At 63.9% G+C, this 26182-nt stretch carries 27 protein-coding genes; 15 read left to right on the top strand and 12 right to left on the bottom strand.

Going from position 1 to position 26182, the window contains the following annotated elements; translation table 11 throughout:
- The first annotated feature begins 29 nt into the window (after nucleotides 1–29).
- From NKI97_RS28865 to NKI97_RS28905, 9 genes are all read left to right on the top strand, one after another.
- Nucleotides 30–1394 carry an LLM class flavin-dependent oxidoreductase gene (locus NKI97_RS28865; RefSeq protein WP_352587123.1) on the top strand — a complete coding sequence of 455 codons (1365 nt, stop codon included), beginning with the start codon at nucleotides 30–32 and terminating at the stop codon, nucleotides 1392–1394.
- A 40-nt stretch (nucleotides 1395–1434) separates the two neighbouring features.
- Nucleotides 1435–2283, top strand: coding sequence for an ABC transporter permease (locus tag NKI97_RS28870; RefSeq protein ID WP_352472196.1), 849 nt, complete (start codon nucleotides 1435–1437; stop codon nucleotides 2281–2283).
- 58 nt (nucleotides 2284–2341) lie between these two features.
- Complete coding sequence (locus tag NKI97_RS28875) at nucleotides 2342–3340, top strand: ABC transporter substrate-binding protein (protein ID WP_352837854.1); 999 nt, start codon at nucleotides 2342–2344, stop codon at nucleotides 3338–3340.
- 37 nt (nucleotides 3341–3377) lie between these two features.
- A complete protein-coding gene (locus NKI97_RS28880; RefSeq protein WP_352472198.1) occupies nucleotides 3378–4139 on the top strand; it encodes an ABC transporter ATP-binding protein in 762 nt (253 codons plus the stop codon).
- Nucleotides 4140–4228: 89 nt separating this feature from the next.
- Nucleotides 4229–4864 (top strand): BA14K family protein, encoded by a 636-nt coding sequence (locus NKI97_RS28885; protein ID WP_352837856.1) that lies wholly within the window; start codon nucleotides 4229–4231, stop codon nucleotides 4862–4864.
- Nucleotides 4865–4993: 129 nt separating this feature from the next.
- Nucleotides 4994–5323, top strand: coding sequence for a DUF2934 domain-containing protein (locus tag NKI97_RS28890; protein ID WP_023677296.1), 330 nt, complete (start codon nucleotides 4994–4996; stop codon nucleotides 5321–5323).
- A 3-nt stretch (nucleotides 5324–5326) separates the two neighbouring features.
- Nucleotides 5327–5476: a hypothetical protein gene (locus NKI97_RS28895; protein WP_023677295.1), complete on the top strand. Its 150-nt coding sequence runs from the start codon at nucleotides 5327–5329 to the stop codon at nucleotides 5474–5476.
- Between the two features lie 214 nt (nucleotides 5477–5690).
- Nucleotides 5691–5951: a hypothetical protein gene (locus NKI97_RS28900; RefSeq protein ID WP_352587141.1), complete on the top strand. Its 261-nt coding sequence runs from the start codon at nucleotides 5691–5693 to the stop codon at nucleotides 5949–5951.
- Nucleotides 5952–5954: 3 nt separating this feature from the next.
- A complete protein-coding gene (locus NKI97_RS28905) occupies nucleotides 5955–6215 on the top strand; it encodes a hypothetical protein (protein WP_352541208.1) in 261 nt (86 codons plus the stop codon).
- Here the strand turns inward: NKI97_RS28905 and NKI97_RS28910 are convergent.
- The 7 genes from NKI97_RS28910 to NKI97_RS28940 form a co-directional block, all read right to left on the bottom strand.
- The gene (locus NKI97_RS28910; protein ID WP_352837858.1) at nucleotides 6212–6916 is read right to left on the bottom strand and encodes an SOS response-associated peptidase; all 705 of its coding nucleotides are present in this window, start codon (nucleotides 6914–6916) and stop codon (nucleotides 6212–6214) included. The genes NKI97_RS28905 and NKI97_RS28910 overlap by 4 nt on opposite strands.
- Before the next feature lie 111 nt (nucleotides 6917–7027).
- Nucleotides 7028–7246, bottom strand: a complete 219-nt coding sequence (locus NKI97_RS28915) for a hypothetical protein (RefSeq protein WP_292659780.1) — start codon at nucleotides 7244–7246, stop codon at nucleotides 7028–7030.
- A gap of 1062 nt (nucleotides 7247–8308) precedes the next feature.
- Nucleotides 8309–10093 carry an ABC transporter ATP-binding protein gene (locus NKI97_RS28920; RefSeq protein WP_502907131.1) on the bottom strand — a complete coding sequence of 595 codons (1785 nt, stop codon included), beginning with the start codon at nucleotides 10091–10093 and terminating at the stop codon, nucleotides 8309–8311.
- Between the two features lie 9 nt (nucleotides 10094–10102).
- The gene (locus NKI97_RS28925; RefSeq protein ID WP_502901433.1) at nucleotides 10103–11131 is read right to left on the bottom strand and encodes a glycosyltransferase family 2 protein; all 1029 of its coding nucleotides are present in this window, start codon (nucleotides 11129–11131) and stop codon (nucleotides 10103–10105) included.
- Nucleotides 11132–11137: 6 nt separating this feature from the next.
- Nucleotides 11138–12244, bottom strand: a complete 1107-nt coding sequence (locus NKI97_RS28930) for a glycosyltransferase family 2 protein (protein WP_352837860.1) — start codon at nucleotides 12242–12244, stop codon at nucleotides 11138–11140.
- Between the two features lie 2 nt (nucleotides 12245–12246).
- Nucleotides 12247–13443, bottom strand: coding sequence for an acyltransferase family protein (locus NKI97_RS28935; RefSeq protein ID WP_352837862.1), 1197 nt, complete (start codon nucleotides 13441–13443; stop codon nucleotides 12247–12249).
- 432 nt (nucleotides 13444–13875) lie between these two features.
- Nucleotides 13876–15282, bottom strand: coding sequence for an MFS transporter (locus NKI97_RS28940; RefSeq protein ID WP_352837864.1), 1407 nt, complete (start codon nucleotides 15280–15282; stop codon nucleotides 13876–13878).
- A 201-nt stretch (nucleotides 15283–15483) separates the two neighbouring features.
- Between NKI97_RS28940 and NKI97_RS28945 the strand changes: the two genes are divergently transcribed.
- A complete protein-coding gene (locus NKI97_RS28945; RefSeq protein WP_352837866.1) occupies nucleotides 15484–16386 on the top strand; it encodes a sigma-70 family RNA polymerase sigma factor in 903 nt (300 codons plus the stop codon).
- Nucleotides 16387–16483: 97 nt separating this feature from the next.
- Here NKI97_RS28945 and NKI97_RS28950 read toward each other — a convergent pair whose 3' ends face one another.
- Nucleotides 16484–17686 (bottom strand): MFS transporter, encoded by a 1203-nt coding sequence (locus NKI97_RS28950; RefSeq protein WP_352451471.1) that lies wholly within the window; start codon nucleotides 17684–17686, stop codon nucleotides 16484–16486.
- A gap of 216 nt (nucleotides 17687–17902) precedes the next feature.
- Between NKI97_RS28950 and NKI97_RS28955 the strand changes: the two genes are divergently transcribed.
- Nucleotides 17903–18331: a VOC family protein gene (locus tag NKI97_RS28955; protein ID WP_352679044.1), complete on the top strand. Its 429-nt coding sequence runs from the start codon at nucleotides 17903–17905 to the stop codon at nucleotides 18329–18331.
- 92 nt (nucleotides 18332–18423) lie between these two features.
- Here NKI97_RS28955 and NKI97_RS28960 read toward each other — a convergent pair whose 3' ends face one another.
- Complete coding sequence (locus NKI97_RS28960; protein WP_352451473.1) at nucleotides 18424–19317, bottom strand: LysR family transcriptional regulator; 894 nt, start codon at nucleotides 19315–19317, stop codon at nucleotides 18424–18426.
- Nucleotides 19318–19414: 97 nt separating this feature from the next.
- Between NKI97_RS28960 and NKI97_RS28965 the strand changes: the two genes are divergently transcribed.
- Together NKI97_RS28965 and NKI97_RS28970 are read left to right on the top strand one after the other, a co-directional pair.
- The gene (locus tag NKI97_RS28965; protein ID WP_352451474.1) at nucleotides 19415–20164 is read left to right on the top strand and encodes an SDR family NAD(P)-dependent oxidoreductase; all 750 of its coding nucleotides are present in this window, start codon (nucleotides 19415–19417) and stop codon (nucleotides 20162–20164) included.
- 160 nt (nucleotides 20165–20324) lie between these two features.
- Complete coding sequence (locus tag NKI97_RS28970) at nucleotides 20325–20708, top strand: YybH family protein (RefSeq protein ID WP_352451475.1); 384 nt, start codon at nucleotides 20325–20327, stop codon at nucleotides 20706–20708.
- A gap of 69 nt (nucleotides 20709–20777) precedes the next feature.
- On the opposite strand, the gene NKI97_RS28975 is transcribed toward NKI97_RS28970, so the two are convergent.
- Entirely contained in the window at nucleotides 20778–21239 is a 462-nt protein-coding gene (locus tag NKI97_RS28975) for an Lrp/AsnC family transcriptional regulator (protein ID WP_352837868.1), read from the bottom strand.
- A gap of 160 nt (nucleotides 21240–21399) precedes the next feature.
- Here NKI97_RS28975 and NKI97_RS28980 point away from each other — a divergent pair, with 160 nt between their 5' ends.
- The gene (locus tag NKI97_RS28980; protein ID WP_352837870.1) at nucleotides 21400–22407 is read left to right on the top strand and encodes an ornithine cyclodeaminase family protein; all 1008 of its coding nucleotides are present in this window, start codon (nucleotides 21400–21402) and stop codon (nucleotides 22405–22407) included.
- A 78-nt stretch (nucleotides 22408–22485) separates the two neighbouring features.
- Here the strand turns inward: NKI97_RS28980 and NKI97_RS28985 are convergent, their stop codons facing one another.
- Nucleotides 22486–23418, bottom strand: coding sequence for a dimethylarginine dimethylaminohydrolase family protein (locus tag NKI97_RS28985; RefSeq protein WP_352837872.1), 933 nt, complete (start codon nucleotides 23416–23418; stop codon nucleotides 22486–22488).
- 33 nt (nucleotides 23419–23451) lie between these two features.
- Nucleotides 23452–25041 (bottom strand): zinc-binding metallopeptidase family protein, encoded by a 1590-nt coding sequence (locus tag NKI97_RS28990; protein WP_352837877.1) that lies wholly within the window; start codon nucleotides 25039–25041, stop codon nucleotides 23452–23454.
- Between the two features lie 75 nt (nucleotides 25042–25116).
- Here NKI97_RS28990 and NKI97_RS28995 point away from each other — a divergent pair, with 75 nt between their 5' ends.
- Complete coding sequence (locus NKI97_RS28995) at nucleotides 25117–26004, top strand: LysR substrate-binding domain-containing protein (RefSeq protein WP_023677271.1); 888 nt, start codon at nucleotides 25117–25119, stop codon at nucleotides 26002–26004.
- Nucleotides 26005–26182: the final 178 nt, after the last annotated feature.

Here is a 26182-nt window from a genome sequence, read left to right on the forward strand (position 1 = left end):
CTTTCCGATCCGTCCAGGAGCACGCCGCGATGACCAGATCCACCAAATCCAGGCAAATCAAACTGGGCGCTTTCCTGCCCGGCGGCGGACAGCATATCGCCGCCTGGCGCCACCCCGAGGCGCCGGCCGACGGCGCCACCAATTTCGAGTTCCACAAGCAGCTCGCCCTGACCGCCGAGCGCGGCCTGTTCGACGCCTATTTCCTCGCCGACAATCTGACGGTCGGCCTCGGCGCGCGTGAAGGCGGCAATGCCAAGATCGCCGGCTTCGAGCCAGTGACGCTGTTTGCAGCGCTGGCGCCGCTCACCACGCATCTCGGCTTCATCGCTACCGCCTCGACCACCTACGAGGAGCCCTACACGCTCGCCCGCAAATTCGCCTCGCTCGATCATCTGTCGAACGGCCGCGCCGGCTGGAACGTCGTCACCTCGGCCGGCGACGAAACCGCGCGCAACTTCAATCGCGAGACGCAGCCTGCCCACGCCGAGCGCTATGCCCGCGCGCATGAGCACGTCGAGACGGTCAAGGCGCTGTGGGACAGCTGGGAGGACGATGCCTTCATCCGCGACAAGAAATCGGGGCGCTTCTACGACAAGGACAAGCTCCACGACATCGACCACAAGGGCGCGCATTTCAGCGTGAAAGGGCCGCTCAACGTGCCGCGCCCGGTGCAGGGGCATCCGGTCGTGGTGCAGGCGGGGCAATCGGAAGACGGTCGCAAGCTCGCCGCCCACTCGGCGGAAGTCATCTTCACCGCCCATCAGAACCTGGCGTCGGCGCAGGAATTCTATCGCGATATCAAGGCGCGCGTGACGGCCGTCGGCCGCGATCCCGAGCAGGTGCTGATCATGCCGGGCGTGGCACCCTTCGTCGGCCGCACCGAAGAAGAAGCGCGCGCCAAGTACCAGCAACTGAACGATCTCATCCTGCCCGAAGACGGCGTCGCCCTGCTCAACGGGCTGGCCGGCCAGACGCTCGACATCACCGGCTATCCGCTCGATGGACCGCTGCCGCCGAGCAAGGAGACCGAAGGCATGAAGAGCCGCCAGGCGCTGATCCGCCAGATTGCCGACGAGCACAACTTCACCATCCGACAGCTCTACCAATGGGTGGCAACGGCCCGCGGCCATTATACCGTCATCGGCAGCGCCACGCAGGTCGCCGATCAGCTGGAGGAATGGTTCGGCAACGAAGCCGCCGACGGCTTCAACATCCTGCCGCCCTGGCTGCCCGGCGGGCTCGACGACTTCGTCGAGCTCGTGATCCCCGAACTGCAGCGCCGCGGCCTGTTCCGCACCGCCTATGAAGGCAGGACACTGCGCGAGAACCTCGGCCTCAGGCGGCCGGAAAACCCCTGGACCGCCGCCCGCTCGGCGGTGCTGGCCGCCGAATAATCCCGAGAAGCCCGATATTTTCCAAGCAGGAGGCAACACGATGACCTTGCAGCACATCGAACAGGCCGCCAGCCTCGGCACGCCTGACAGCACGACAAGCCTCGGCACGGACTTCCTGCGCCTCGGTGGCCGGGCGGGCATCCGCTTCCTGTCGCGCTACGGCGTCCTCATCGCTTTCCTCGCAATCTGGCAAGTGTCGAGCAGCGCGGGCTGGGTCAACGCGGCCGTGCTGCCGCCGATCGACATGATTGTCGCAGCACTTTGGAAGGGGCTGGTCGGCGGCACTCTGCTCGGCGACATCGCCATCAGCCTGCAGCGCGCCGGTCTCGCTTTCGCGGCCGCAGTGCTGGTCGCCATCCCGCTTGGCCTGTTCATGGGTCAGGTGCGCACGGTCGAGACCGCGCTCGATCCCATCCTGCAGGTCTTCCGCCAGACCTCGGCGCTGGCGCTCTATCCCGTCTTCATCCTGTTGCTTGGGCTCGGCGAAGCCTCCAAGGTGTTCGTCATCTTCTGGGCGACGCTGTTCCCGTTGCTGCTCAACACCATCGGCGGCGTCAAGCAGGTCGATCCGAAACTGCTGGAGATGGCCCGCGTCTATGGCGCCAGGCAGCTCACCGTCTTCCGTCGCGTCGTGCTGCCCGGCGCCGTGCCGTCGATCTTCGTTGGGCTTAGGCTCAGCGCCACCACGGCGCTGCTGCTGTTGATCGCTTCCGAAATGATCGGCGCCAACAAGGGCATCGGCTTCCAGGTGATGAACGCGCAATACAATTTCCAGATCCCGCTGATGTTTGCGGCAATCGTCATCCTCGCCGGCCTCGGCCTGATTGCAAACCAGGCGCTGGTCAGCCTGCAGCGCCGGCTCTGCCGCTGGAGCAATGCCGTCGACTGACCACTCGCCCTTACCAATCTCAACCAGGCCAGAACTCAAATCAGGAAAGACCCGGACCATGAAAATCTCCCGCCGTTCCCTGCTTGCCGGCGCGCCCTTCGCCGCCGGCCTTCTCACCGCCGGCCTGCCGCGCTTCGCCTTTGCCGAAGCGGCACCCGTCAAGTTCCGCTCACTCGCCAGCCGTGGCAGCATCTCTCCGCATGAGTTGGCCGCCGAGCTCGGCTATTTCAAAGGCCTCGGTATCGAGGTCGAGAATGTCGGCTATTCCGGCGGCGGCCCGGAATCATTGTTTGCGCTGGCCTCCGGCAGCGTCGATATCGGCTCGGCCGCAACCGCCGCCGTGATCAATTCGATCTCCGGCGGCAACGACTTCGTCGCCGCCTATCCGAGCAACGGCATCAACAGCAAGGTGCGCAGCGTCTTCTACGTGCTGGACGACAGCCCGATCAAATCGATCGCCGACATCGCCGGCAAGACCATCGCCGTCAACACGCTCGGCGCCCATCTCGACTACACCGTGCGCGAGGCGCTGCACAGCGTCGGCCTGCCGCCGGATGCCGCCAATCTCGTCGTCGTGCCCGGACCGCAGCTCGAGCAGACCTTGCGCTCCCGCCAGGTCGACATCGCGGCGCTGGGCTATTGGCAGGCGACATTTGCCGGGGCGCTGGTCGACAATGGCGGTGTGCGTGGCGTGTTCAACGACACCGACGTGCTGGGCGAGCTGGCCGGCGGCTTCGTCGTGCTCAGGCGCGACTTCATCGCCGCGCATCCCGACGCCGCCCGCAATTTCGTCGAACAATCGGCGCGCGCCTCCGACTGGTCGCTGCAGAACCCCGACGAAGCGCGCAAGGTGCTGGCAAACATCCTCGACAAGCGCGGCGAAAACGGCGAGCTGGCGCGTTATTGGACCGGCTTCGGCCTGCGCCAGGGCGCCAAGGCGACGGACCGCGACATCGACTTCTGGGTCAGCGTGCTCGAGCGCGACGGCCGCCTGCCAAAGGGTAAGCTGAAGGCAGCGGACATCCTCTACCGGCCGGGCGAAGCCAAGACCAACTGACAAAAGCAACCGACCAACCAGTTGGGAGACGCGCGCGATGAGCAGCACAAGCGGCGGTCAGGTCAGCATACGCGACCTGTCCAAATCGTTCAGCATCAGTGGGCGCTCGCTCGCCGTGTTGAGGACCCTCAACCTCGACATCCGCTCGGGTGAATGCCTTGTCATCGTCGGCGCCAGCGGATCGGGCAAGACCACGCTGCTGCGCATCCTAGCCGGGCTGGAGGCCGCCGACAGCGGCGGCGTCGCCATCGACGGCAAGCCGGTGCACGGCGTCGGTGCCGAGCGCGCGGTGATTTTCCAGGAACCGCGCCTGCTGCCCTGGCTGACCGTCCTCGGCAATGTCGCCTTCGGCCTCGAAGTGCGCGGCGTGCCGAAGGCCGAGGCCGAGGAACGGGCGCGCTTCTATATCGCGCTCGTCGGCCTCGCCGAATTCAGCGATGCGTTTCCCCGGCAGCTGTCGGGCGGCATGGCGCAGCGCGTCGGCATCGCCCGCGCGCTGACCGTGCAGCCCGAAATCCTGCTGCTCGACGAGCCGCTGGGCGCGCTCGACGCCATGACCAAGATCGGCATGCAGGAGGAACTGGCGCGCATCTGGAGCGAGGAGAACGTCACCATGGTGATGGTGACGCACGACCTCGAGGAAGCGATCTACCTTGCCGACCGGGTGCTGATCCTGCCCAAGGAGAAAGGCGGCGCGGCGCGCCTGATCGACATCGACCTGCCCCGCCCGCGCGAGCGCAGCGAAAGCCGCTTCGTACGCTACCGCGAAGAACTGCTGCGCGAATTCGGCCTGCACTGAAAGCCGCCTAAGACCCCCGCCCCGCGCTTTCCCTGGAACCGGATTCCCCGCCCCCGCATTTCCTTAACCGGGAGGCGAAGGAGCGCGGCATGAAAGCCTTGTTCGCAATCTTTGGCGGCTTTGTCCTGACGCTCGCCGTATTCGCCAGCGGCCTGGCCTTCGCCACCTGGCTTCTGATAGCCAAGCCGGTACGGCCGGCCGCCCCCGTCTCCAGCGTCGCCGAACTGTGGACCAGGGACCCGCGCCCGGTGAACCCGGCTTCGCAGCGCCTGGAGCGCCTCCCCGCCCGCCCGGTCCCCGTTCGCACCTCGGAAGTTGATCGCACCTCGAAACCCTCCGACACGGCCGCAGCTTCGACACCCGACACCACCGCCACCGGCTCCATCAAACCGGCGGTAGAAGAGCAGCAGACGCTGCCCGCCGCCCATGTCGAATGGTGCGCAAGCCGCTACCGCTCCTACAGGCCAGACGACAACCGCTACACGTCCTACAGCGGACAACAGCGCCCCTGCATCTCACCCTATCTCGGCGCCGCCGATGACGGCAGCTATTTCGAGGCGAGCGATACGTCGTCGGTGGAGGGCTTCGCGCCATCGGATGAACCCGGCGACGCCGAGCTCTCATCCGATCACGTGCAATACTGCTTCGGCCGCTACCGGTCATATCGACCGGAGGACAACAGCTATCAGCCATATTCCGGCGGGCCGCGCAGGCAGTGCGAGTAGGCAGGCCGGGGGGGTGGCTGGCGGCCGCAGTGCATGGCGCCTTGTGCGACCCCACCCAACGATCACGCAGATTTCTTGGATCGTTCGGGTTGGCGCGGCGTTCATCCGATACCCAAAGGAGAAATCAACATGGGCGACGACCGGGAAGACAAGATTCGTGAGCGCGCATACCAGATCTGGGAACGCGAAGGCGGGATCCATGGCGATCCCGAGCGGCACTGGCACCAGGCCGAGGCCGAGATCGACAGGGAGGCAGCCCTGCCACTGACGGCAGGCGATGCCCTGCCGGAAACCCGCGAGGTCGCGAGCTCCGACGTTTTGACGGTGGAGGCCCTGGCGGTGCGCACCGGCATATCGGGCGAACAGGCGCAGGAGCTGATCGACAGGCTGGGAAACGACAGGGCGGCTATCGAACAAGCCGCGCGCAACCTTAAGGGGAAGCAGCGGCTCGGGGAGTGACAGATGATCAGAAAACTCAAGGACGGAAAATACCGCCTCTATTCGCGCAAGAAGGACGAAAAGACCGGCAAGCGCCGCAATCTCGGCACCTTCGATACCCGCGAGGCCGCCGAGAAGCACGAACGCGAGGTGCAGTATTTCAAGAGGCATTGAGGGGCGTGCTGTCGCTTCCCAGGCAGCCGCGCCGGAGGGCAGCCTCCTGGCGGCTGTCCAGCGTCACGATGTGGTCCTTGGCGGTGCCTCCAGCGCTCCTGTCGAAATTGAACAAAACGGGAACAAAAATGTCAAGAGCGAATTGACTCTGCGAGGAATGCCTTCCTATTTGTCAGCAGGCGGGGCGGTTGCTCACAAATCGAGGAGAGCCGCGATGGGCAGACGAAAAAGCCGGTTTGACAGGCTGTCGGCGAGGGATGCGGAGGCGATCATCAGGGACACTTTGAGCCTGCGCCGGACGGTGCTGTCGTCGCAGCTGCATCTGAAGGCGCATGGCGAGCTGTTCTGGCAGCTTTGCGGGCTTGTCGAGAAATTGCACGAGGTGCTGGCCAGCGTCGCGGAGAAGGAGCCCGATTACCGGATGGCGGAGCTTGGCCTGCTTCCGCTGCCCGAGGATTACTCGACCCGGAAATGAGCCATGGCCGGGCCGATGGACAGCGTCGGGCGTGCCGCCAAGGCCAACATGCTGCTCATCGTGGAGTGCGGCCATTGCTACCATGTCGGACGCTTCAGGGCGAATGACGTGGCCCAGGTGGTGGGCTGGAACAAGCCGCTGGAAGCGATCAGGTTCAGGTGCAGGCGATGCAGCCGCAAGGACACGACGGTGAAGACGCAGTTCATCGACCAGGATCATCCGCCCAAAGGCTACATCTGGGTGCTGCAGAAATTCAAGCGCTAAAACAACGAGCCTTGCGCCGGCGCCTGCTGCGGAAACTTGATCTGTGTCGCCGGTTTTTCGACGATCACCAGCGCGTCATCGGGCGCCGTGCGCTGCAGGTGCCTTGCCTCGGACCATGGCGCCGTCAGCCAGGTCTCGGTTTCTTCCGGCGTGGTCAGGATCACCGGCATTGCCTTTTCGTGGATCGGCGCGATCAGCGTGTTGGGCTGGGTCGTCATGAAGCCATAGACCTGGTGATCGGCGGGGCCGTCCTTGACCTTGCGAAGGCCATGCCAGCGCGTCCACAGGCCGGCAAAGAAGAATAGCGGGCGGTCCTCGCCGAGTGCAAACCAGTAGTTGCGCTGAATGCCGGTCTCGGGGTCCTTGTCGCCGGGCGTCGGGCTGGGCTCGGCAAAGCTGGTGACGGGCACCACGCAGCGGTTCTCAATGCCGAGATATTGCTGCCAATGGCCGTATTGCGGATTGCGGATATTGGTGGTGCCATAGTCGGCCTTGCCCTTCACCCGCTCCAGTGGCGTCGGCATGCCCCACAGCAGATTGGCCAATTCGCGTTCGCCGTCCGGCGCATTGCGCACCACCGGGCCGGGCTGGTTGGGATAGATGTCGATGGAGGGTTCGAGATTGCCGAGGATGTCGCGCAAGGCGCGGGTCCACTGACGGATGGCCTCCTGGCTGGTCGTGATGTTGTAGAGATTGCACATTTCAGGCCGTTCCCGGATGCTCAGGCATCTTGTTGGAAACGGCCTGGAATTTCCAGCGCTGTGCGTCGGGTTGCTGACACGGCAGGCCGTGCCAGCAATGGTTTGTGAGACTTACCGCGCCGATTGTCTCATAGCTTGTGCGGCGACTGCCGCGAGAAAAGCCCTCGCCGCGGCATCGCAGGCCGCTCGAGACGGGCCTTTGGCGAAAAGAAGAAGCTCGGCGGCTCGAATGTTGAGCCCGTGCTTCCTTGCGAATGTGGCTAGATCGTAAGGCTTGTTGTCGTAAGGTTCGTCGTCGTAGTCGATCGTCAGATCGTAGTTTTCTTTCATTTTCTTCCTCCCTTTAGCGATCTCCCCCCTCCTGTCGCTAACGCAAAATTAACGTCGATGGCGGCGGGCGAGTCCACCAATCAGAGATTGTGTAAAAAACGTACGAGCTCGCATGCTCGCCCTCGCAACGGGCCTGCGAGCAATCGCCGCGGACCGGACCGGTCGAAAGTGCCGATTATGATGGCAATGTTGGAAAGGCTGCCACGGCCTGGTGCTACGGGGTGTCCGCGACGCCTAGCGTGCCTAAATAGCCGGCATTTTCATCTTCCAGGCCCCGGTCCGCAGCCGGCCTCGTTGGGTCCGGCTAAAGGATAAATCCGGCTAATAACACCGTAAGGAGTAGTGACAGCGGAACGGCCGCAAGACACCAGATCTCCAACGTGTTGTTTTGCAGCGGGTCCATCATCAGCCTCACTTTTTGGTTTGTCATTGTGACACTAACGGTTGATCGGAGGTAGCGGTTCCAAGCGACGCCGTTCATAGAGCGCTGCCTGTGCTGCATATTAGCAACAGCTTGACGACCGCTGCGTACCGCTTGGACAACTTCACTGGCGCCGGTGGATGCGTATTCCCTCGGCATCAGTCGTGCGGGGATCGATCGCCGCCCATGATCAGCGCCGAGCCGGTCATGCCCCGGAACCCAATGGCTGCATCTATCTCCGGCCGGAGTTTCGCTACCACCGAACCGATCCGATGTTCACTCCAGCCAGCGATGCGCGTTTACAGGGACCTAAGTCTGACCTGCCTGCGCAATGGTCTTGTGTAGGGCCGGCGTCGGGAACAACTGCGCCCGTCTTCAGTTGATGGCGTCACCTCCTCGAGGAGACATCGGCGCAGAATCAGTCCCTTCATGCGCTGATTAGGGTCCGCCTGCCATTGCTGGATTTGGCAGGCGGACCCTTGGTTCTGTACGCTCCAGATGGAAAGCGGGTAAGCTCGGGATCACTCATCATCCCAGAAATCCCGTAGAGACGTATGGCGGAGGTCTTCCTCGCCCCTGAGATGCTTGACCTGAATTGACATCCGAGACGACCTCCCAGCGCGCACGCAGCGGGGTCGCCCTCAGCCTTCCAGCGCCTCGTGCTGGTAAAGCTCGTCCATGCTGAGCGTCGCAAGTGCGGCGAACGGCGCCTGCTTTTTCACGCGGCCGTGGCTCAGGATCACGACGTCGTCGCAGAACGAGATGGTGCTGCGATGATGGCTGATGACAATGGTGGTGCGGCGGCCGGCGCGCGACTTGAGCGTCTCGACGATTGCCGCTTCCGACAGGCCGTCCACCGCATTGGTGGCTTCGTCGAGGATGAGGATGTCGGGATCGCGCACCAGGGCCCTGGCCAGCGCGATCCGCTGCCGCTGTCCCGCCGAGAGATTGACGCCACGATAGCCGACGACCGTCCAATAACCCTGCGGCAGTTGCTCGATGAAGTCATGCGCTTCGGCCAGCCTTGCGGCGCGCTCGGCGTCGTTGGCCGAGGCGGTGTCCTGGCCATAGATTATGTTCTCGAAAATCGTGCCGTCGACCAGCTCCAGCTCCTGGCTGGCAAGCGCGATATGTTTTCGCCATTGGCCGGGGTCAATATGGTCCAGAGGCGATCCATCAACGAGAATCCTGCCGCTATCCGGTTCGACGAAGCGGCACAAAAGATTGACGATCGTCGTCTTACCGGCGCCCGACCGGCCGATCAGCGCGGTCGAGCGGCCGCTGCGGAGGTCGAAGCTCGCCGCATGCAGCACCACCGCGCGCTGTTCCGAACCAGAATAGGTAAAGGTGACGTCCTCGAACTTGATGCCTTGGCTGAGCCCAGGGAACGCTGCGCTGCCTTGCGGCGGCGCGGGCTTGCCGGATGGGTCCAGCATCCACGTCACCTCTTCAAGCGATCCGCTCAGGCCTTGCAGCTGGCTCCAGGCCATTTGCAGCGACCGCATATAGGGCTGCAGCCTGTAGAGCAGGATGACGAAGGCGACGATCAGCGGGAAGGAAACATTGGCGAACCAGGCGCCGATCACCACCGCCAGGAACAGCATGGCGTGCAGAACCTCGGTCAGCGGCGGCAAAGCTCCCTGACGCGTCAAAAGCACGAACGCCGCCCGGCGCACCGCATCCGATGCCTGGTCGAATGCCGCCTTCTCGCGTTGCTCCTGGCCAAAAATGCGGATCAGCCGCCCGGCATGCACCAGATGCAGCATCTGCGATGCGAGCTGGCTGTTGCGGGAGGCGACGCTGCGGCTCGGCGCCTTCAGATTGGCCGACAGCATGGCGTGCGCGACCTGGACGAGGGCCAGCCCCAGCGTGACCAGCAGCGTCATTTGCCACGACAGAAGCAGCAGGAAGGCCAATAGGATGATTGCGGCCGATGCATTGACGATTGCCCCCAACGTGATCTGGATGGCATCCGAGGCCCGCCAGGATTCGTTGGAGATGATGTTGAGCAGCCGTCCGGGGCTTTGCTGCAGAAAGAACGGGTAGCCCACCCGCAGCAGCCGCTCCGACAGCGCGCTGCGGATCGAATGACTGGCCTTGCCATAGATGAAGGTGGTCAGCAGCGTATTGGCGTAGGCGAACAGGTTCTTCAGCACGATCGAGCCGAGGATGGCGACCGAAATGACGATCAGCCGGTCGCGCTCGCTCAAGCTCGATCCGACATGCTGGAAGACGGCGGAGAAGCCAGCCATGCCGGTCTGCCCTTGCCCCATGATTATGTTCAGCAACGGGATGATCAGGCCGATGCCAAACCCTTCAAGCGCGGCGCTGAGCAGCCCGAGCACCACCACGGCCGGAAGCAGGCGCAACTGCTTTCTCCCCAGCGCGCGGCGCAGCATCGGCAGGCTGGGCGGCATCAGTCGCATGATGGCCGATCACCTTGCCTCGGCATTTGCCTGTTGCTCCTGTCGCATTTGCGCCGGCTGCGGCGATTTCGCCAGCAAAAGCACCGCGAACTTGGCCGCGCCGAGCAAATTCATGCCGACGATCGGCCAGTGCGACAGCTTGAGTTCACGGTCGAACAGAGGGCCTTTCACCAGTTCGCGCAAGGCCGCCCTCATCGACCAGTAGCAATGGCGAAGCAGCCACGGCGCGTGGCGGATATGTTTCAGGCAAAGCCCGCCATTGCCCATGCTGTAGTCGCGGTGCAGCTTCTCGATGGCCTTGCGGTCGCGCCGGCCGTGATGGTGATAGATGGTCATGTCGGGCACGTATTCGACCGGGATCCCAAGTAGCACCGCCCGCACTAGATAGTCCGTATCCTCTGCGGAGCGCAGCGGGCCGCCGGCGCCGAACCGTTCGTCGAAACGGCCGATGCGGGTGGCAACATCGCGGTGCATCGTCATGTTGCAGCCAAGCACGAAGCCGCCGGGATGGACGTCTGGGGTAAGCCGCGCGCGCACCGGCGACCGCTTTATGGTGAACGGCAGGTCGCGGGGGTCGCCGATCTCGACCCGCCCACCGCGGATGACCCGTTCGCCGGCCGCATAGTGCCGCTGCAGATCGCGCAAATAATCCTTGTGGACAGCGCAATCATCGTCGACGAAGACCAGCACGCGGCCCCGCGCGCGCTCCAGCCCGGCGTTGCGCGCGGCCGCCAATCCGGGTCGCGGCTCGCGAATGGCCGTGAACGGAATGTCAGAAAGTTCGGCTATGCCGGCCAGCCGCTCTGCTGTGCAGTCGGTCGAGCCATTGTCGACAACCACCAGTTCGGCAGAGAAGGCGGCGTAGGCGCGGCACGCGGCCTGGATCGACTTTATGCAAGGCTCGAGCACGTTGACGCGGTCGCGTGTGCAGACAATGAAGCTGACCTCCGGTGCCGGCCCGTGCTGCGGCCGGGGCGACATGGCCGCCGGCACCGTCGAGCGGCCGCGCTGCTGGAGCTGATGGGATTTGACGAACATGCGCTGCTAGCTCAACTGGTTCGAAGGCAAAACCGCCGCGGCCGGCACGGACTGCAGATACCGCGACAAGGCATCCACCTGCCTGGTGACCGACATCGAGGCGAGACTGAAGCGCGGCGCGAAGGCACCGGTGCGAAACACGTACTGCTCGCGCCGCCGGATGAGTTTCCATTTCGCCGTCCGCGTCAGGAATTCGTGCATCAGCAGCGGCTGCCTTTCCCCCGATATCAGCTGGTAGAGGAAATAGAACAGGTTCAGCGTGCCGGCCTGGTAGCTCGGCCTCGTCTCGGCCGGCAGTGCGGAAATCCTTTCTTCCAGCGCAAGGATCCATTCGGCGGCACGGCGAACCGTGTCCATCGACAGGACCTCACCGATGTCGCGGAGGCCCTGCGTCTCTTGTGCGAGCCCTTCGCGCTCGAGGTTCTCGGCGACGATCTTCAAATGGGTCCTGCGCATTTCGCGCTTGTGCCTGTTGGTCACGCTGTCGTCATGGATACGATAGGCGATCAGGCTTTCGGGGATCATGGCCGCCGGGTAGCGGTCGGTCAGCCGCCTGAACAGGTCGAAATCCTCGGCATGCTTGTATCTGGTATCGTAATATAGAACATCTTCTTCTATGACCTTCCTGTTGTAGACGACCGTGGAATGCATGAAGATCGTGAAGAACATCGACAGTATTCGCAGGATATTGTCCTGGAATATCGGATCGGGCGAACCCCTGACGATGCGGTTGCCGAGCAAGGTATCGAAACCCGCGCCGCATAGAGCCAGGTCAGGCTGCTGGTTGAACAGCGCGACCTGCCGCGACAGGCGCTGGGGATAGGCGATGTCGTCGGCGTCCATCCTGGCGACCAGATCGCCGCGCGCCACGGCCAGGCCTTCGTTCAAAGTTGCGATCAGGCCACGGTTTTCGCGTGAGATGATCGAGATGCGATTGTCGGCCTGGCGGTATTTCTGCAGGATCTGCAGCGAGTTGTCGGTCGAGCCGTCATCGATGGCGATGACCTCCAGACGCTCGTAATCCTGGCGCAGGACGCTGCCCAGCGCAGCGGCGAGATAAGGTCCCGCATTGTAGATCGGCAGCAGAACGGAAACCAAGGGAGCAGCAGCCATGATCAGCTCCGATCGGTTCGGTGCAGCTTGCGCGGCAAGGGTGACGTGCCACCATCAAGCGGCCTGCCCGGATATGCTCCGGCCGCGATCCATCCGGCATTGCCCACGTCCATGCCTGCCGAGATGGCGCCGCGGCCTTTTCCAGCAACATAGGGGAAGTGGCGCTTGAGGCTGTTGAGCGGCTTTTCGAAAAGCAGCCACGAAACCGAAGCCAGCATGAGCGTCGCAGTTCCCGCGACCAGGAACCGCCCCGGCCCTTGCTCCGAGACGTTGAGCGGGATCCAGGGCTGCGACTTGACAACCAGAGCCAGCACTATGGGATGGTAGAGATAGACGCCGTAGCTTATGCGGCCAAGGCCAAGCAGCGGCGGCAGTTCGAGAAGTTTTCCGACGCGACCGCCAATGCCCGTCGAACAGCTTGCAACGATGACCACCAGAGGGGCGACAGGCAGGATCTGCAACAGCAGCCAGAGGCCCCATTCCTGCACCGGATTTGCCGGCGCCGGCGCAAACCACTGCAGAACGAAAAACGCCGCGGCGAGCCCCGGCCAGCTACCTCGAAGCCATTGCGGCAAGCCAGCAACTCTTGACCGGTAAGCGGCAAGCAGCGCGCCTGACGCCAATGCATCCATCGACGCCGGCGGCAGCAGGTCGCGCGCCAGGCTAGGCGTTCCAGCGATCGGCCAGTAAAAGCGATAGGCCAGCGACAGCACGATAACGCCGACGCAGATCGCTTCGAGGCGCCGGCGCGGCGCCAGCAGGACGATCAGCGGCCAGGCGATGTAGAACTGCTCCTCGATGCTCAGGCTCCAGAAATGGCAGAGCAGCCAGGGCGTCCATTCATTCTGCGCCGCGTACCAGAAATTCGACAGATAGAGGGCATGCCAGGCCAGCGATCCTCTGGACTGCTCCAGGTCCACCAGCCAGACGAAACCCAGCACGGCGAAATAGGGCGGGAATATTCGCAGCGCCCGCCTGATATAGAAGGATTTCAGCGCCGGTCCGGTTTCGAATTCGGCGGCCGAGCGGGCTTCGAGCAGCAGGCGGGTGATCAGAAAGCCGCTCAGCACGAAGAACAGGCGCACGCCGATATGGCCCCAGAACGAAGACCCACCGGCCGCGAAGAAATGGGAGTACAGCACCATCGTCACGGCGATGGCCCTCAGCGCGTCCAATTGGGTGTCGCGCGCATTTCCCATTAGCGGCATACGCCGGCGGGACGGCGAAACTGCCAATCGGTCAATATAGCGGCGTCGTTCACGGCGCATTCCAATCGGAAGCGCCCCCCTCAGGCAGAATAGGGCCACCATTGTGCAACGCAACACAAAAAGTTGACACATTTGAAACAGGAACGTGAGGCGCAGCTAATAAAGGCTAAAGAACAGCAGAAAGCAGCCTGAATTGTCCACTTTTGACGATTTTCTCGCGCTGCCTTGGCCCGCCGATATCGGCGGCAGGGTGCTGCGGTGCAGCATGTTCGCCGCCATCACGGACGCAAAATCGGGGTCTGGACACAGATTAACCCCACAGGACCGGCCGGCGACCGACGCTCCGCGACCTTTTTTCTGCGCTGGCGCGGCTGCTGTTAGCGCGACAACAGTGGGAGCAAGCGCGAGCTTCCCACTCCCGAGTTACGCCTCCTTGTTGGCATTCGCGAGCGCCACTGTGCGACGCTCCGGGAGCCCCATTCCGACGAGCGCACCGGCGAGCGAGAGCAGAGCGGAGACGTCGATTGCCGAGGTGAAGCCATCGCTGAACGCGTCGGTGGACGAGAAGCTTCCAGTGCCGGCGAACACCGCACCGGCGATCGCGATCCCGGATACGCCACCGAGAAAGCGGAATGTGTTGAACGTGCCGGCAGCCTTGCCGACCTCCGGCCGGGCGACCGCATTGAGAACCGCGTTCTGCGCGGCAGGCATGGCCATCGACACGCCGGCACCGGTAATGATCAGTGGGGCGACTAGCTGGATATAGGGCAGATCAGGTGCGGCGATCTGCGCCAGCCAGGCCATTCCAGCCGCTTGCACAATCAGTCCGGCCACCACAAGCCAGCGCTCGCCGACGCGGTTGATCAGGCTGCCGGAGATCGGTGCGACCACGAAAAGCGTCGCGGTCCAGGGCAGCAATCCCATGCCGGCGCCGAACGGCCCACGGCTCTGGGCAAACTGCAGAAACTGCGGCAACAGGAATACGAGGCCGTACATGGCGGCGCAAAGCAGGAAGTTCGCCCCTACGCCCGAGGAGAACGCGTGCGCCCGAAAGAACCGCAAAGGCAGCATGGGCTCACGGGTACGCAGCTGCCAAAGGACGAACACGATGGCGAAAAGCAGCCCGGCCGTCAGCGCCGTCAGCACTTCAGAGCTGCTCCAGCCCACGATGTTGCCGCGCATGAGGCCCCAGACCACTCCGAATGCCGCCGCAGTTACCAGCACGACGCCGAGGACATCGATAACCGTGCCCGGCCCGTGACTCTCCGGAATCCGACGCAGCACCAGCGGGATGAGAACGATGCCGACCGGGACATTGAGCCAGAAGATCCAGTGCCAGGAGAGGCCTTCGGAAATCGCACCGCCCGCCATCGGGCCGATGATCAGGGCCAGGCCGGTGATGCTGCTGAAGATACCCAGCGCCTTGCCTCGTTCCTCCGGAGGAAAAGCGACGCTCAGCAGCGCCATTGCCAGCGGCATGACCATTGCGGCACCTGCGCCCTGGACCGCACGGGCCGCAATCAGCAATCCGGCATTGCCAGCGAGCGCGCAGGCAACCGACGCTGCGACGAACAGCGCCAACCCGGCAACGAGCGTACGGCGGCGGCCGAACCGGTCACCGAGCGCAGCCCCGGTCATGAGCAGGACGGCAAAACTCAAATTATAGGCGTTCATCGTCCATTGCAGCGTCTCCAGCGAGGCATCGAGCTCGACCCGCATCGTGCTCAATGCCGTCGCCACAACCATCGCATCGAGAACGACCATCAAGGAGCCTATCGACGTGAGGGCGAGAACCCAGACCTTCGTTGATCCCGCACTTTGCTTGCTCATGACTATGGCGCCTCCGGCTTGAACAAAGGGCCCGCCAGGTTACGGGCCCGTGATCCAGAGACGCGTAGGAACCATCAAAGGATTCCAGCAAGAGAAAGTTTTTTCGACCGAATCCTTTTGCCATCGTCGAGCGTCTATAAGACGCTGCGCCCGATGACGGGCGCCTGCCTGGGAGATACGCATGAAATTGATCCTTGTGCGATGACCGGATCCGCAACCGGCACCCCAGAAGGACGGGAGCCATTTGATCGGCTGCTCGGCGAATTGCGGCCGAAACTGCACCGCTATTGTGCCCGCATGACCGGTTCGGTGATCGATGCCGAGGATGTCGTCCAGGAAGCTACGGTCAAGGCCCTTGAGGCGTTCCCCGGGACCGGGCCGATAGCCAATGTCGAGGGCTGGCTGTTTCGCATCGCGCACAATGCAGCGCTCGACCACCTGCGCCGTCGCGCCAGGGTGGATGCCGCGCATGCCGTCGAGGATATCGACACGATACCTGACCCCAGCATATCGGCCGAGGGTCGGCACACTGCAGCCGCAAGCCTGCAGACCTTCATGCGCCTGCCCGCGGCGCAGCGCAGCAGCGTCATCCTCATGGATGTGCTCGGCTATACGATCGAAGAGATCGGCAACATTATCGACAGCAGCGTTCCGGCGGTGAAAGCCGCACTGCATCGCGGCCGTTTGCGCCTGCGCGAAGTCTCCGGCGAGCCTGACGATCGGCCTGTGCCGGTGTTGGCCGAGCCCGAGCGGGCGCGTCTGGCAGCCTACGTGGAGCGGTTCAACGCCCGCGACTTCGATGCGATCCGCGACATGCTGGCCGAGGACGTCCGGCTTGACCTCGTCAACCGGCTCCGGGCGAGTGGCCGCACGAAAGTGGGCCGGTACTTCCATAATTACGCGGGTATCCACGATTGGCGGCTGCTTCCAGGCCTGGTGGATCGGCACCCAGCCATTCTTGTGATTGATCCGGACGACTCGGCCGGAGGGCTAAAATACTTTATCCTGCTGGAATGGGCCGGCGACAGATTGGCGAGAATTCGCGATTTCCGCTATGCGCGCTACACGCTTGACGGCGCCGAGGTGGTGCCTCTGCGGGCGTAGCAATTCGCGTTTCATAATGCCGAACAAACACTGCCAGCTATTTTTGGATCGCGGCCGCTTGCCATCCAAGCGGCCGCCCTTTTCCGCCGATCCTGCTTTAAGCCGGTTGCAACTCCCTGCGCGGCAGCGGCGGGAAGGCGATCGCAATCGCCATCGCGCCAAGCCCGACAAGGGCCGAGCCGATGAACAGCCAAGAATAGCTGGCATAGGCATCGAACACCATACCGCCGGCGAGCGGGCCGAAAGCCATGCCGAGGCTGGACAGCATGGTTACGGCACCGAACACCGTACCGAGGATGCGCTGGCCGAAATATTCGCGCGCCAGCACCGCATAGAGCGGCATGACGCCGCCATAGGTGGCGCCGAAGATGACGGCGAGCGTGTAGAATTGACCAAGCTCGCTGACCGCAAGATAGGCTGCGATGACCACGGCCTGTATGGCCAGCCCGGTGATCAGCACCGGCTTGACGCCCAGCCGATCGGCAAGCACGCCGTAAAGCAGCCGGCCACCCAGCCCTGCCAGGCCCTCGATACTGTAGATGCTGACCGCCGCCATCGGCGCTATGCCGCACAGCATCGCATAGCTCACCATGTGGAAGATCGGCCCGGAATGCGCCGCGCAGCAGGCAAAGAAGGTCAGTCCCAACACGATGAATTGCGGCGAGCGCAGCGCCTGCGGAACCGTCATGCCGGCACCCTCGGCCGCAACGCTTGGGGCAGCGCCGTCGGCAGCTGGCTTGGGCGGCTGGCGCACCAGAAGCGCGGCCGGCAGTAGCAGCACCCACGCGGTTATGCCGATGTCGAACATCGCGGTGCGCCAGTCGTAGGCCGAAATCAGCCAGCGGGCGAAGGGCGAGATGGTCATCGGCGCCACGCCCATGCCGGCCGAGACCAGCGAGACGGCGAGGCTGCGGTTCGTGTCGAACCAGGCGGAGGTGAGCGCGATCATCGGCGCGAAGAAGGCGCTTGCCGCGAGGCCGACGAGCACGCCATAGGCCAACTGGAAAACGAGCAGCGAACCGGTGCGGCTGGCCAGGACCAGCGCCAGGCCAAGCAGCACGGCGCCGGTCATGACGACGATGCGGGCGCCAAAGCGGTCGTAAATGGCGCCCCAGGCGAAGCCGCCGAGGCCCATTACCAGGAAGTTCAGCGTCATCGCACTCGATATGCCGGCGCGCGACCATTGTGTGTCGAGCGCCATCGGTTCGAGAAAGATCGCCAGCGAGAACATCGCCCCGAGGGCGACACAGGTCATCAGCGCGCCAGCCGCGACGATAACCCAACGATAGGGAAGGCTCATTTCACTTTTCTCCCATGCCGGAAGCGTTGGTACAGCACGACTTTTTCGAGCTTCGCCGAGCCGCTTGCGTCCGAAGGACGTCGGACATGTCTTGAATCCGACAATCCGGTTGCATTTTTTATCCAGTCAGCGCGATGGCGCCATTCCACGGCTTTCTGGATTGACCGCGCACCATTCGAAGCTAGATTTCCAACCGGCGATCAGGAGCTGTCAAGCATGGCAAATCAGGAACTTCATCGCGGCCGTCTCATCGACCACCTCCAGCTGGTGGTCAGGGATATTGCGGCCAGCCGTCGTTTCTACGAGGCGGTTCTCAACGTGCTCGGCATACCGATCGGTGGCGCCGGCAATGATTATTTCTGGGCCGACGAGCTGTTCATTTCCAGCCCCGACAGCCCGGCGGCCCTGGGAAAGCTGACCGGCCGCCATCACCTGGCCTTCCAGGCAAATGACCGCGCCATGGTCGACGCATTCTACAGGGCCGGCCTCGACGGCGGCGGCACCGACAATGGCGCGCCCGGCGAACGATCCTACCATCCCGGCTATTACGCCGCCTTCCTGCTCGACCCCGACGGCAACAACATCGAGGCCGTCCACCACGGCGCGGCCAACCGCAGCGCCGATTCAGTGAAGATCACGTTCTAGCTTCGGGTAAGGGTGGTTCGCTTGCGCAAACGGCCGGCACGGTTGGTCTCTGCCAAAAGCTGGGTGTTTGCGTCATAGACCATGCGTCTGCCCTATCGCGTCAGCGCAGCCATTTGGCCTGCAAGGAAATCGACGAACAGCCGCGCCCGGACCGGCAGCTGTCGCCCGTACGCATGGACTATGTGCACCGGCATGGTCGGCATCGCCACCTCGGGCAGGATGCGGACCAGGCGACCCGTGTCGAGATCGTCCTGCACGGCAAACCGCATCAGATGCGCGATGCCGGCGCCGGCAAGTGCGGCATTGCGGATGGCGCCGCCGTCATCGGTATCGAGCCGCCCATCCGGCACGATCATCGTACCGTCGGCAAACGTGACCGGATAAGGCCGGCCAGCCATCTGGTGGCGGACGAATTCATGGTCCCGTAAATCCTCGACCGATGCCGGACGGCCGCGCCGCTCGACATAGGCCGGTGAGGCCACCAGCATGATCGGCAGATTGGCGATCTTGCGCGCGACGAGCCCGGTGTCTGAGAGCGGCCCCATGCGCACCGCAACGTCATAGCCTTCGCGGATCAGATCGGCGTGACGGTCGGTGACGCTGAGCTCCAGTTTGACTGCGCCGTGCTGCGCAAGGAACGCTTGCGCCCATGGCGCGATCAGGCCACGCCCAAGCTCGACCGGCGCTGTAACGCGCAGCAGGCCGCGCGCCGTATCGGCCATCTGGACGATGTCTTCGGCATCGTCCAGCGCCCTGAGCAGCGGCGCCACGCGCTCGTAGTAGGCGAGGCCTTCGCTGGTGAGCCCGAGCCGGCGCGTCGAGCGCTGGATCAGCCTGACGCCGAGCCGACGCTCGAGCCGCGCCACGCTTTTCGATACTGCCGACGGGCTGGAGCCGACCAGCCGGCTGGCGGCATGGAACGAGCCGGCATCGACTGTGCGGACGAAGGCGACGAGACCGGCGGTCTTTTCGAGGATGGTGGTCATTCCGGAATTCCAGGCACGAAAGAACGGATTGTGGGCACCATAATACGCGTTTCGATCATGATTAAATACCGCTCATCGTCAACAAAGGAGAGATTTGATGAGCAAGCTGAACGGCAAGGTCGCCATCGTCACCGGCGCCTCCAAGGGTATCGGTGCCGCCATCGCCAAGAGTCTTGCCACGGCCGGCGCCGCAGTGGTCGTCAACTACGCCTCGTCACGGGAAGGCGCCGACCGCGTCGTCGCCGAGATAGAGGACCGTGGCGGCCGTGCCGTCGCCGTCCAGGGCGACGTGTCGCAAGCGGCTGATGTGCGCCGCCTGTTCGAGGAGGCGAAATTGGAGTTTGGCGGGCTCGACATACTGGTCAACAATGCCGGAGTCTTCGCATTCGAGCCGCTGGAAGCGGTTACCGAGGCCGAGTTTCACCGCGAGTTCGACACCAATGTGTTGGGCATCATTCTGACCACGCAAGCAGCAGTGAAGCATTTTGGCGCGGGCGGCGGCAGCATCATCAACATAAGCTCGGTCGCCAGCCGCAATCCGCAACCGAACTCGCTCGTCTACGCCGCGACCAAAGGTGCGGTGGACACGATCACGCTGTCGATGTCGCGGGAGCTCGGCGAACGCAACATCCGCGTCAACGCCATCGCGCCCGGCGGCATCGATACCGAGGGCCTCGCGCGCATCGGCATCGTCGGCAGCGAATTCGAGAAGCAGATTATAGCCATGACGCCGCTCGGTCGCTTCGGCCTGCCCGACGACGTCGCCCGCGTCGCGGTGTTCCTCGCGTCCGACGAAGCGTCCTGGCTGACCGGCGAGCGCATCACCGCCTCCGGTGGCTGGCGATAGGCATAGAGGGCGCGGACCGCCGTTTCACGGACCATGCCCCACGCAGCGCGACGTCGATAAAACACTGCAATCGATGACGGGTGCGATCCAAGCCCTATGTAGCAGCGAGGGAGGAGCGCCGTGCGCCATCGATGACGGCGAGAAGCCAGGGAGATAACGGATGACGGACGACGAAAGGGCAATCCGAAAGCTGGTCGAGACGTGGATGGATGCGAGCAAGCGTGGAGACATCGCGACCGTCCTCAGCTTGATGACGGACGACGCGATCTTCATGGTTCCCGGCCGGGAACCCTTCGACAAGGAGATCTTCGCGGCAGCCGCGCGGGAGACGGCCGGCGTTCATATCGACGGCACGAGCGATATCGTGGAACTACAGCTTCTCGGCAATTGGGCCTTCATCCGCAGCCGCATCAATATGACCGCGACCCCGCCGAATGGCGAGCCGGTCCATCGATCGGGATATGCGCTGACGCTCCTGCGCAAGGAGGCGGATGGTGAGTGGCGGCTCGCGCGCGACGCAAACCTGCTGACCGTGCAAGGCTAGAGCCGGTCTCCGGCATCTCTGCACCTGGGCGAAGATGCGATGCAGGTCGCTCTGATCCTCCTCCACTGATCACACCGGCAAAAGGGCGTTCGGCTTGACATCGGCGATGGAGGCGAACGTGTGCGTTTCGCGCACGCCAGGCAGTGGCAGGATGACCCGCTGCAGGAAATCCTGGAACACCGCCATGTCGGCGATCCGCGCCTTGACCAGATAATCGAAACCGCCAACCACCATATGGCACTCCAGAACCTCCGGAGCTTTCGCCACGGCTTCGGCGAAGCGGTCAAAGACATGCGGCGCCGTGTGGTCAAGCCGGACCTCGATGAACACCAGCGTTCCCCGGCCGACCTTGCGCGGATCGAGCACGGCCCTGACCGCGGTGATGAACCCGTCGCGGAACAGGCGCTTCACCCGCTGGCTGGTTCCGGTCGGCGACAGCCCGACACGCCCGGCCAGATCAAGCGTCGTCCGGCGCCCGTCCTCCTGCAGCAGCCGGAGCAGGCTGCGGTCTATCTGGTCGAAGTCGTCCATTTCACAATCCACGCTATCTCAGGGATTTATGTGCTGATTTCACGCAAAGATGTCGAAATCAACGTATTTCACCGCATAAACCCCCGCAATAGCCTGCGCTTCTCTCACCCACTCAAAGCAAATGTGGTGAGCCGATTTCGAGAAACAAAAGGAGTGCAGGATGACCAAGGAAGCGTTCAGCCCAGCCGGCAAGAGTGCGGCGGAAATCAGCAAGGGAGCGACCGAGATCCTGGTGCTGAGCGAAGCCGACGTGATGGCGTGCGTCGACCTCAGCCAGCTTCTCGATGTTCTGGAAGACGGCTTCAAGGCGCTGTCACAAGGCAAGGTCGTCAATCCACCCCGACCACAACTCGACATCCCCGGGGCCGGCTACAGCCTCGCCATGCCGGCCTGGATGGAGGGCATGAACCTGACCGTCAAGATCGTCAACGTCTTCGAAGGCAACCTGGCCAAGAACCTGCCCAGCCACCTTGCCACCATCAGCCTGTTCGATCCGCTGTCCGGCCTGCCGGTCTGCATCATGGACGGCACCTTCATAACCGCAGTGCGAACCTCCGGCTCCGCCGTGCTGTCGGTGCGCGCGCTTGCGCGCCGGGATGCCAGGATAGCGACCGTGGTGGGCGCCGGCGTGCAGGCCAACCAGCACCTGCATCTGTTGCCGCTGGTGCGCGACTTTGCCGAAATCCGTATCGCTTCAAAGAGTTTCGACGATGCGGCAGCGCTTGCCCGGCTGCATCCGTCGGTGGTGGCGGTCGCCGACCTCGAGGCAGCAGTGCGCAGTTCCGACGTGGTGTGCCTGGCGACCCACTCCTACCAGCCGGTGATCGACGCAGGCTGGGTCCACCCGGGCACGCATGTCTCCTCGGTCGGGGTGGCGCCGCCCGGCGGTGAAATGCCGATCGAGCTCATCGGCAGATCCAGTCTTTTTGTCGAAACCAGGGATGCGTTCAAACCGACCCCGGTCGGATCTTGCGAGCTTGCCGGCTTCGACCCGGATTTCGGCACCGAGCTTGGCGCCATGCTGCTCGACCGCGCGCCGGGCCGCGTTTCGGATCAACAGATCACCGCCTACAAGGCGATGGGCATTGCGATGGAAGACATGGTCGCTGCCGACCTCGTCTATCGTTGCGCCCGGCGTTTGCGCAAGGGAAAGCTCATCGTGCTGTAGGCGCGCCCCGCGCGCCAGGCGGGATCGACGGTGCTGACAATGGCGCTTTCGCGCAAGCGGCCGGGCTAGGCCGGCCCCTCAGGCCGGCTCGCGCTTCAGTGCCTGCGCCATGCAGTGAATGCCGCCGCCGGTCTTCGAGATCTCGCTCATGTCGATGGCCGCCACCTCGAAGCCGCGCGCCTTGAGCTGGCCGATCAGCGTCTGGCTCGAGGTCGGGGCGATTACCCTGTCCTTGCCCAGCGACATGAAGTTGCAGCCGAGCGCCATCGTGTCCTGGAACGGCACGTCGATGATCTCGTGGCCCTTGCCCTTCAGCCAGTCGACGATGCCGGGCTCCGTACAGGCAAGGCAGACGGCGGTCAGTTTTTCAGCGATCGGCACCACCATCAGGTCGATATGGACGTAATACTCGTCGATGAAGGCGATGCGGGTCTCCCAGCCCTCCTTGTCGAACCAAGCCTGGACCTGGCGCGCGCCCTCCTCCTGCGTGCGGGCGCCGCCGCAGCCGATCAGCACCGCGCCGTCCTCGATGACGTTGAAGTCGCCGCCCTCGAACGTGCCGGCGGTGACCATATCATAGATCGGGATGCCGAGCTTCTCATAGGTGCGGATCGCCGCGTAGTTCTCGCCACGCCGCCACCATTGCGACATGGCGGTGATGATGGCGCCATACGGCGTCATGACGCTGGAATCCCGCGAGTAGACCTGCATCGGCAGTTCCGGCGTCGGCTCGTGCCAGTGGATGTTGACACCGAAATGCTCATAGGCGGCGACCAGGTCCTTGTGCTGCGCCTGCGCGATCTGGACGTTGCATGGCGCTTCGCGCAGATGCTTGCGCGACAGCGAGCTGGTCGAGAGATGGCGCAGGAAATTCGGCGAGCCGAGCAGCACGTCGGTCAGCACGTCGGTCTCGTTGGCGAAGCCCCAGGCGGTCAGCGGCTTGGTTCCGCCGGCCGGGTTGCGGCGCTGCAGCGAAAACGGCTCGGCGACGATGCGGTCATGGACGGTCATGGGGTTTCTCCTCGTGAAGGGCGGCTTGGTTGATCATGCGGCTTGGTTGCCTGGTATCCACCAATCCCGTCCGCGCGGGGTGGTGATGTATTCCGGCCAGCGAAATCCGATTGGCGGATCGTAGTCGCAGAGCGGCGCGATCCAGTTCGAGCCGCCGATGCCGCCGCCGGTGCGGGTGACGAATTCATCCATCGCCGCGTCGCGCGCAGCCTCGTCTTCCAACAGGCGAAGTGCTGCCAGCGCGACCGTCTTTGCGGCGCAGATGACCATCGGGTCGATGGTGACAGAAATGCCGCCCAGCGCATTCATCGCCCAAGACGGAAACGCGTGGCCGTTCTCGGATCGCAGCGCCGGCCGGGCGACGTAGAATCGTGCCGTCGGTGTATGCCACGACATGTCGGTGTAATCGTCAGAGGTGGAATTGAGCTGCCAAGGCGGCAGGTCGCGGCGCAGGAGCGCCTCGGCCGCCTGTGGTGCAATCAGCCGGTCCAATTCGTCGATGAATGGTTCCTCGGTCGCCTCGCCCCCGGCATTGACCTGGACTTCGCGGGCGATCGCCTTGGCCGTCTCGTCCCAGCGCGGCGGCCCGACCGCCGCCAGCGCGTCGAAGGCAATGCCGGCCATGACGTGATTGGCCAGCCCCGGCCGCGACTTCGACACCCAGTGCCGCTCATGGCGGCAGCCGCTCATCCTGGCTGCGGCTTCCGCATTGCGGTCGAGCACGGCGGTGACCTGCTCGGCCATCGCCAGCGTCGGCACACGGATCATGTACTGGATCTCGGCCAGCCCGGCCGGCAGATTGTCGGCGGTCGCCTGGCCCGCCGTCAGGATCGCCTCGCTGATCGACCAGCCGCCCTGATGCGGCAGCATGGAATCGCGCAGCGCCTTGGACGCCATATACATCATCATCAGCGCGTCGTTGGCGCCGGGCGCCCTGACCGCCGAATGCGCCTGCGGGATGGGTGCTGCATCGCTTGCGCGAACCCAATTTTCGGGTTCGTCGCACACAAAGCGGTAGATCATCGCATAGGCCGCACCGCAATGTGTGTCCCAGCGCGCCGTGTTGCACAGCGGCAGCATGTAAAATGGATGGAAGGAGATCATGCCCGCCAGCCCATCGTAATAGCCCTTCGCGGCATGGATCGGCTTCGATCCCCTCACCTTCTCCGCCGGCTCGCCGGTGAAGCGCAGCGTGCCTGATATGCCGTGGCGCTGCATCGCCGCCTTGGTCGCCAGCAGCCCGCCGAGGTTGGCAATGCCGAGGCCGGAATGCGGATCGGTGTGGCCGCCGGCCTGTTCGCCCAGCCCCGGGCGCGGTCGCTTCACCGTCGCCGCATCCTGGCAATTGCCGGGCACTGCATCATACTCGGCATACAGGCCGATGGTCGGCCCCGCGCCATTGGTCCAGTGGGCGCAGAAGGCGGTCGGCATGCCGCTAGAACCTTCCTCGACGGAAAAGCCTTCGTGCTTCAGATGCTCGACATACCAGGCGGCCGACTGGTATTCGCGCCAGGCGGTCTCGCCGAAATCGAAGATCGCCCGCGTCCACGCCGATAGCGACGGCTGGATGTCGTCCAGAAAGGCAAGTGCGGTCGCTTGCGCGGAGGTCACCGGTTTCTCCATGGCGGAAAGAAAGCAGTGAAGCGCCCCGCCAAAAAGTGATATGTTTTCCCGGCTCATGCAAATTCGGTTCACCTCTTGAGAATTCCCTCGACGCAGGCGCTGCGCGCCCTCGACAGTTTTGCCCGCCACGGCAGCGTCTGGCGCGCCGCCGACGAACTGCATCTGACCCGCAGCGCAGTCAGCCATCAGCTTCGCCTGCTCGAACGCGATCTCGGCTTCGACCTGCTCGAGCGCATCGGCAAGGGCGTGGCGCTGACGCCGCGCGGCCAGCGCTATGCCAGCGACGTGCGCAAGGCGCTGACGGTGCTGGGCGACGCGGTGACACGCCATGCCGGCACCGGCATCGGCGGCTCGTTCAGCGTCAGTTGTACGCCGGGTTTCGCCTCGCTGTTCCTGTGCACCCATATCGGCGAGTTCCGGCAGATGTACCCCGATGTCGCGCTGCGCATCCTGACGCCGCGGCGTCTCGATGATGTCAGCAATGCCGAGGCCGATGCCTTCATCGCCTTCGGCGTCGGCAATTGGCCGAACCGCGCGGTCGAGCTGTTGTGCGGGATCTCCTTTACGCCGCTGTGCAGCCCGACGCTGCTCAACAAGATCGGCGGCTTCTCCAAGCCGGCAGACGTGCTGCGCGCCAATCTCCTGCATCTCGGCGACACCGAGGACTGGGCGCGCTGGCTGGCGCTGTCCAAGGTCGAGAACCCCGACCCGGAAGGCGGCATCTTCTTTTCCGACATGAACCTGGTCTTTTCGGCGGCGATCGCCGGCCAGGGCATCGCCATGGGCGACGAGCTGACCAGCGGCCGGGCACTGAGCGAAGGCCGGCTGGTCCGCCCCTTCGACATAGCGATCAATTCACCGCGCTCGTATTTTCTGGTTTCCGAGCACGCCAAGGCGGCGCATCCGGTGCTGGAGGCGTTTGGGCGGTGGCTGAGGTCGAAGCTGTCGGAGAACCAGCGTTAATCTCCCCCTCAAGGGCAGGGCTATCGCATATGAGTGATGGCATTGATGAGATAGTCGTCGTTCCAGGCGCATTTCTTGATGCGATGGCTGATAGGAACTTTGGCAGCATCGGCGGCCTGAAGGATGTTTCTGGCGAGGCGATTGAGAAGGGCCGTGTTGGCGGGGGCATTGTCCTTGC

It is taken from the genome of Mesorhizobium sp. M0296, from assembly GCF_040321675.1.
GTDB lineage: Bacteria > Pseudomonadota > Alphaproteobacteria > Rhizobiales > Rhizobiaceae > Mesorhizobium.

What these genes read in the sequence shown, in the direction of transcription:
- NKI97_RS28865 (WP_352587123.1), top strand. Translation starts at nt 30, where the DNA reads ATGACCAGATCCACCAAATCCAGGCAAATCAAACTGGGCGCTTTCCTG.
- NKI97_RS28870 (WP_352472196.1), top strand. Translation starts at nt 1,435, where the DNA reads ATGACCTTGCAGCACATCGAACAGGCCGCCAGCCTCGGCACGCCTGAC.
- NKI97_RS28875 (WP_352837854.1), top strand. Translation starts at nt 2,342, where the DNA reads ATGAAAATCTCCCGCCGTTCCCTGCTTGCCGGCGCGCCCTTCGCCGCC.
- NKI97_RS28880 (WP_352472198.1), top strand. Translation starts at nt 3,378, where the DNA reads ATGAGCAGCACAAGCGGCGGTCAGGTCAGCATACGCGACCTGTCCAAA.
- NKI97_RS28885 (WP_352837856.1), top strand. Translation starts at nt 4,229, where the DNA reads ATGAAAGCCTTGTTCGCAATCTTTGGCGGCTTTGTCCTGACGCTCGCC.
- NKI97_RS28890 (WP_023677296.1), top strand. Translation starts at nt 4,994, where the DNA reads ATGGGCGACGACCGGGAAGACAAGATTCGTGAGCGCGCATACCAGATC.
- NKI97_RS28895 (WP_023677295.1), top strand. Translation starts at nt 5,327, where the DNA reads ATGATCAGAAAACTCAAGGACGGAAAATACCGCCTCTATTCGCGCAAG.
- NKI97_RS28900 (WP_352587141.1), top strand. Translation starts at nt 5,691, where the DNA reads ATGGGCAGACGAAAAAGCCGGTTTGACAGGCTGTCGGCGAGGGATGCG.
- NKI97_RS28905 (WP_352541208.1), top strand. Translation starts at nt 5,955, where the DNA reads ATGGCCGGGCCGATGGACAGCGTCGGGCGTGCCGCCAAGGCCAACATG.
- NKI97_RS28910 (WP_352837858.1), bottom strand. Translation starts at nt 6,916, where the DNA reads ATGTGCAATCTCTACAACATCACGACCAGCCAGGAGGCCATCCGTCAG.
- NKI97_RS28915 (WP_292659780.1), bottom strand. Translation starts at nt 7,246, where the DNA reads ATGAAAGAAAACTACGATCTGACGATCGACTACGACGACGAACCTTAC.
- NKI97_RS28920 (WP_502907131.1), bottom strand. Translation starts at nt 10,093, where the DNA reads ATGCGACTGATGCCGCCCAGCCTGCCGATGCTGCGCCGCGCGCTGGGG.
- NKI97_RS28925 (WP_502901433.1), bottom strand. Translation starts at nt 11,131, where the DNA reads ATGTTCGTCAAATCCCATCAGCTCCAGCAGCGCGGCCGCTCGACGGTG.
- NKI97_RS28930 (WP_352837860.1), bottom strand. Translation starts at nt 12,244, where the DNA reads ATGGCTGCTGCTCCCTTGGTTTCCGTTCTGCTGCCGATCTACAATGCG.
- NKI97_RS28935 (WP_352837862.1), bottom strand. Translation starts at nt 13,443, where the DNA reads ATGGGAAATGCGCGCGACACCCAATTGGACGCGCTGAGGGCCATCGCC.
- NKI97_RS28940 (WP_352837864.1), bottom strand. Translation starts at nt 15,282, where the DNA reads ATGAGCAAGCAAAGTGCGGGATCAACGAAGGTCTGGGTTCTCGCCCTC.
- NKI97_RS28945 (WP_352837866.1), top strand. Translation starts at nt 15,484, where the DNA reads ATGACCGGATCCGCAACCGGCACCCCAGAAGGACGGGAGCCATTTGAT.
- NKI97_RS28950 (WP_352451471.1), bottom strand. Translation starts at nt 17,686, where the DNA reads ATGAGCCTTCCCTATCGTTGGGTTATCGTCGCGGCTGGCGCGCTGATG.
- NKI97_RS28955 (WP_352679044.1), top strand. Translation starts at nt 17,903, where the DNA reads ATGGCAAATCAGGAACTTCATCGCGGCCGTCTCATCGACCACCTCCAG.
- NKI97_RS28960 (WP_352451473.1), bottom strand. Translation starts at nt 19,317, where the DNA reads ATGACCACCATCCTCGAAAAGACCGCCGGTCTCGTCGCCTTCGTCCGC.
- NKI97_RS28965 (WP_352451474.1), top strand. Translation starts at nt 19,415, where the DNA reads ATGAGCAAGCTGAACGGCAAGGTCGCCATCGTCACCGGCGCCTCCAAG.
- NKI97_RS28970 (WP_352451475.1), top strand. Translation starts at nt 20,325, where the DNA reads ATGACGGACGACGAAAGGGCAATCCGAAAGCTGGTCGAGACGTGGATG.
- NKI97_RS28975 (WP_352837868.1), bottom strand. Translation starts at nt 21,239, where the DNA reads ATGGACGACTTCGACCAGATAGACCGCAGCCTGCTCCGGCTGCTGCAG.
- NKI97_RS28980 (WP_352837870.1), top strand. Translation starts at nt 21,400, where the DNA reads ATGACCAAGGAAGCGTTCAGCCCAGCCGGCAAGAGTGCGGCGGAAATC.
- NKI97_RS28985 (WP_352837872.1), bottom strand. Translation starts at nt 23,418, where the DNA reads ATGACCGTCCATGACCGCATCGTCGCCGAGCCGTTTTCGCTGCAGCGC.
- NKI97_RS28990 (WP_352837877.1), bottom strand. Translation starts at nt 25,041, where the DNA reads ATGGAGAAACCGGTGACCTCCGCGCAAGCGACCGCACTTGCCTTTCTG.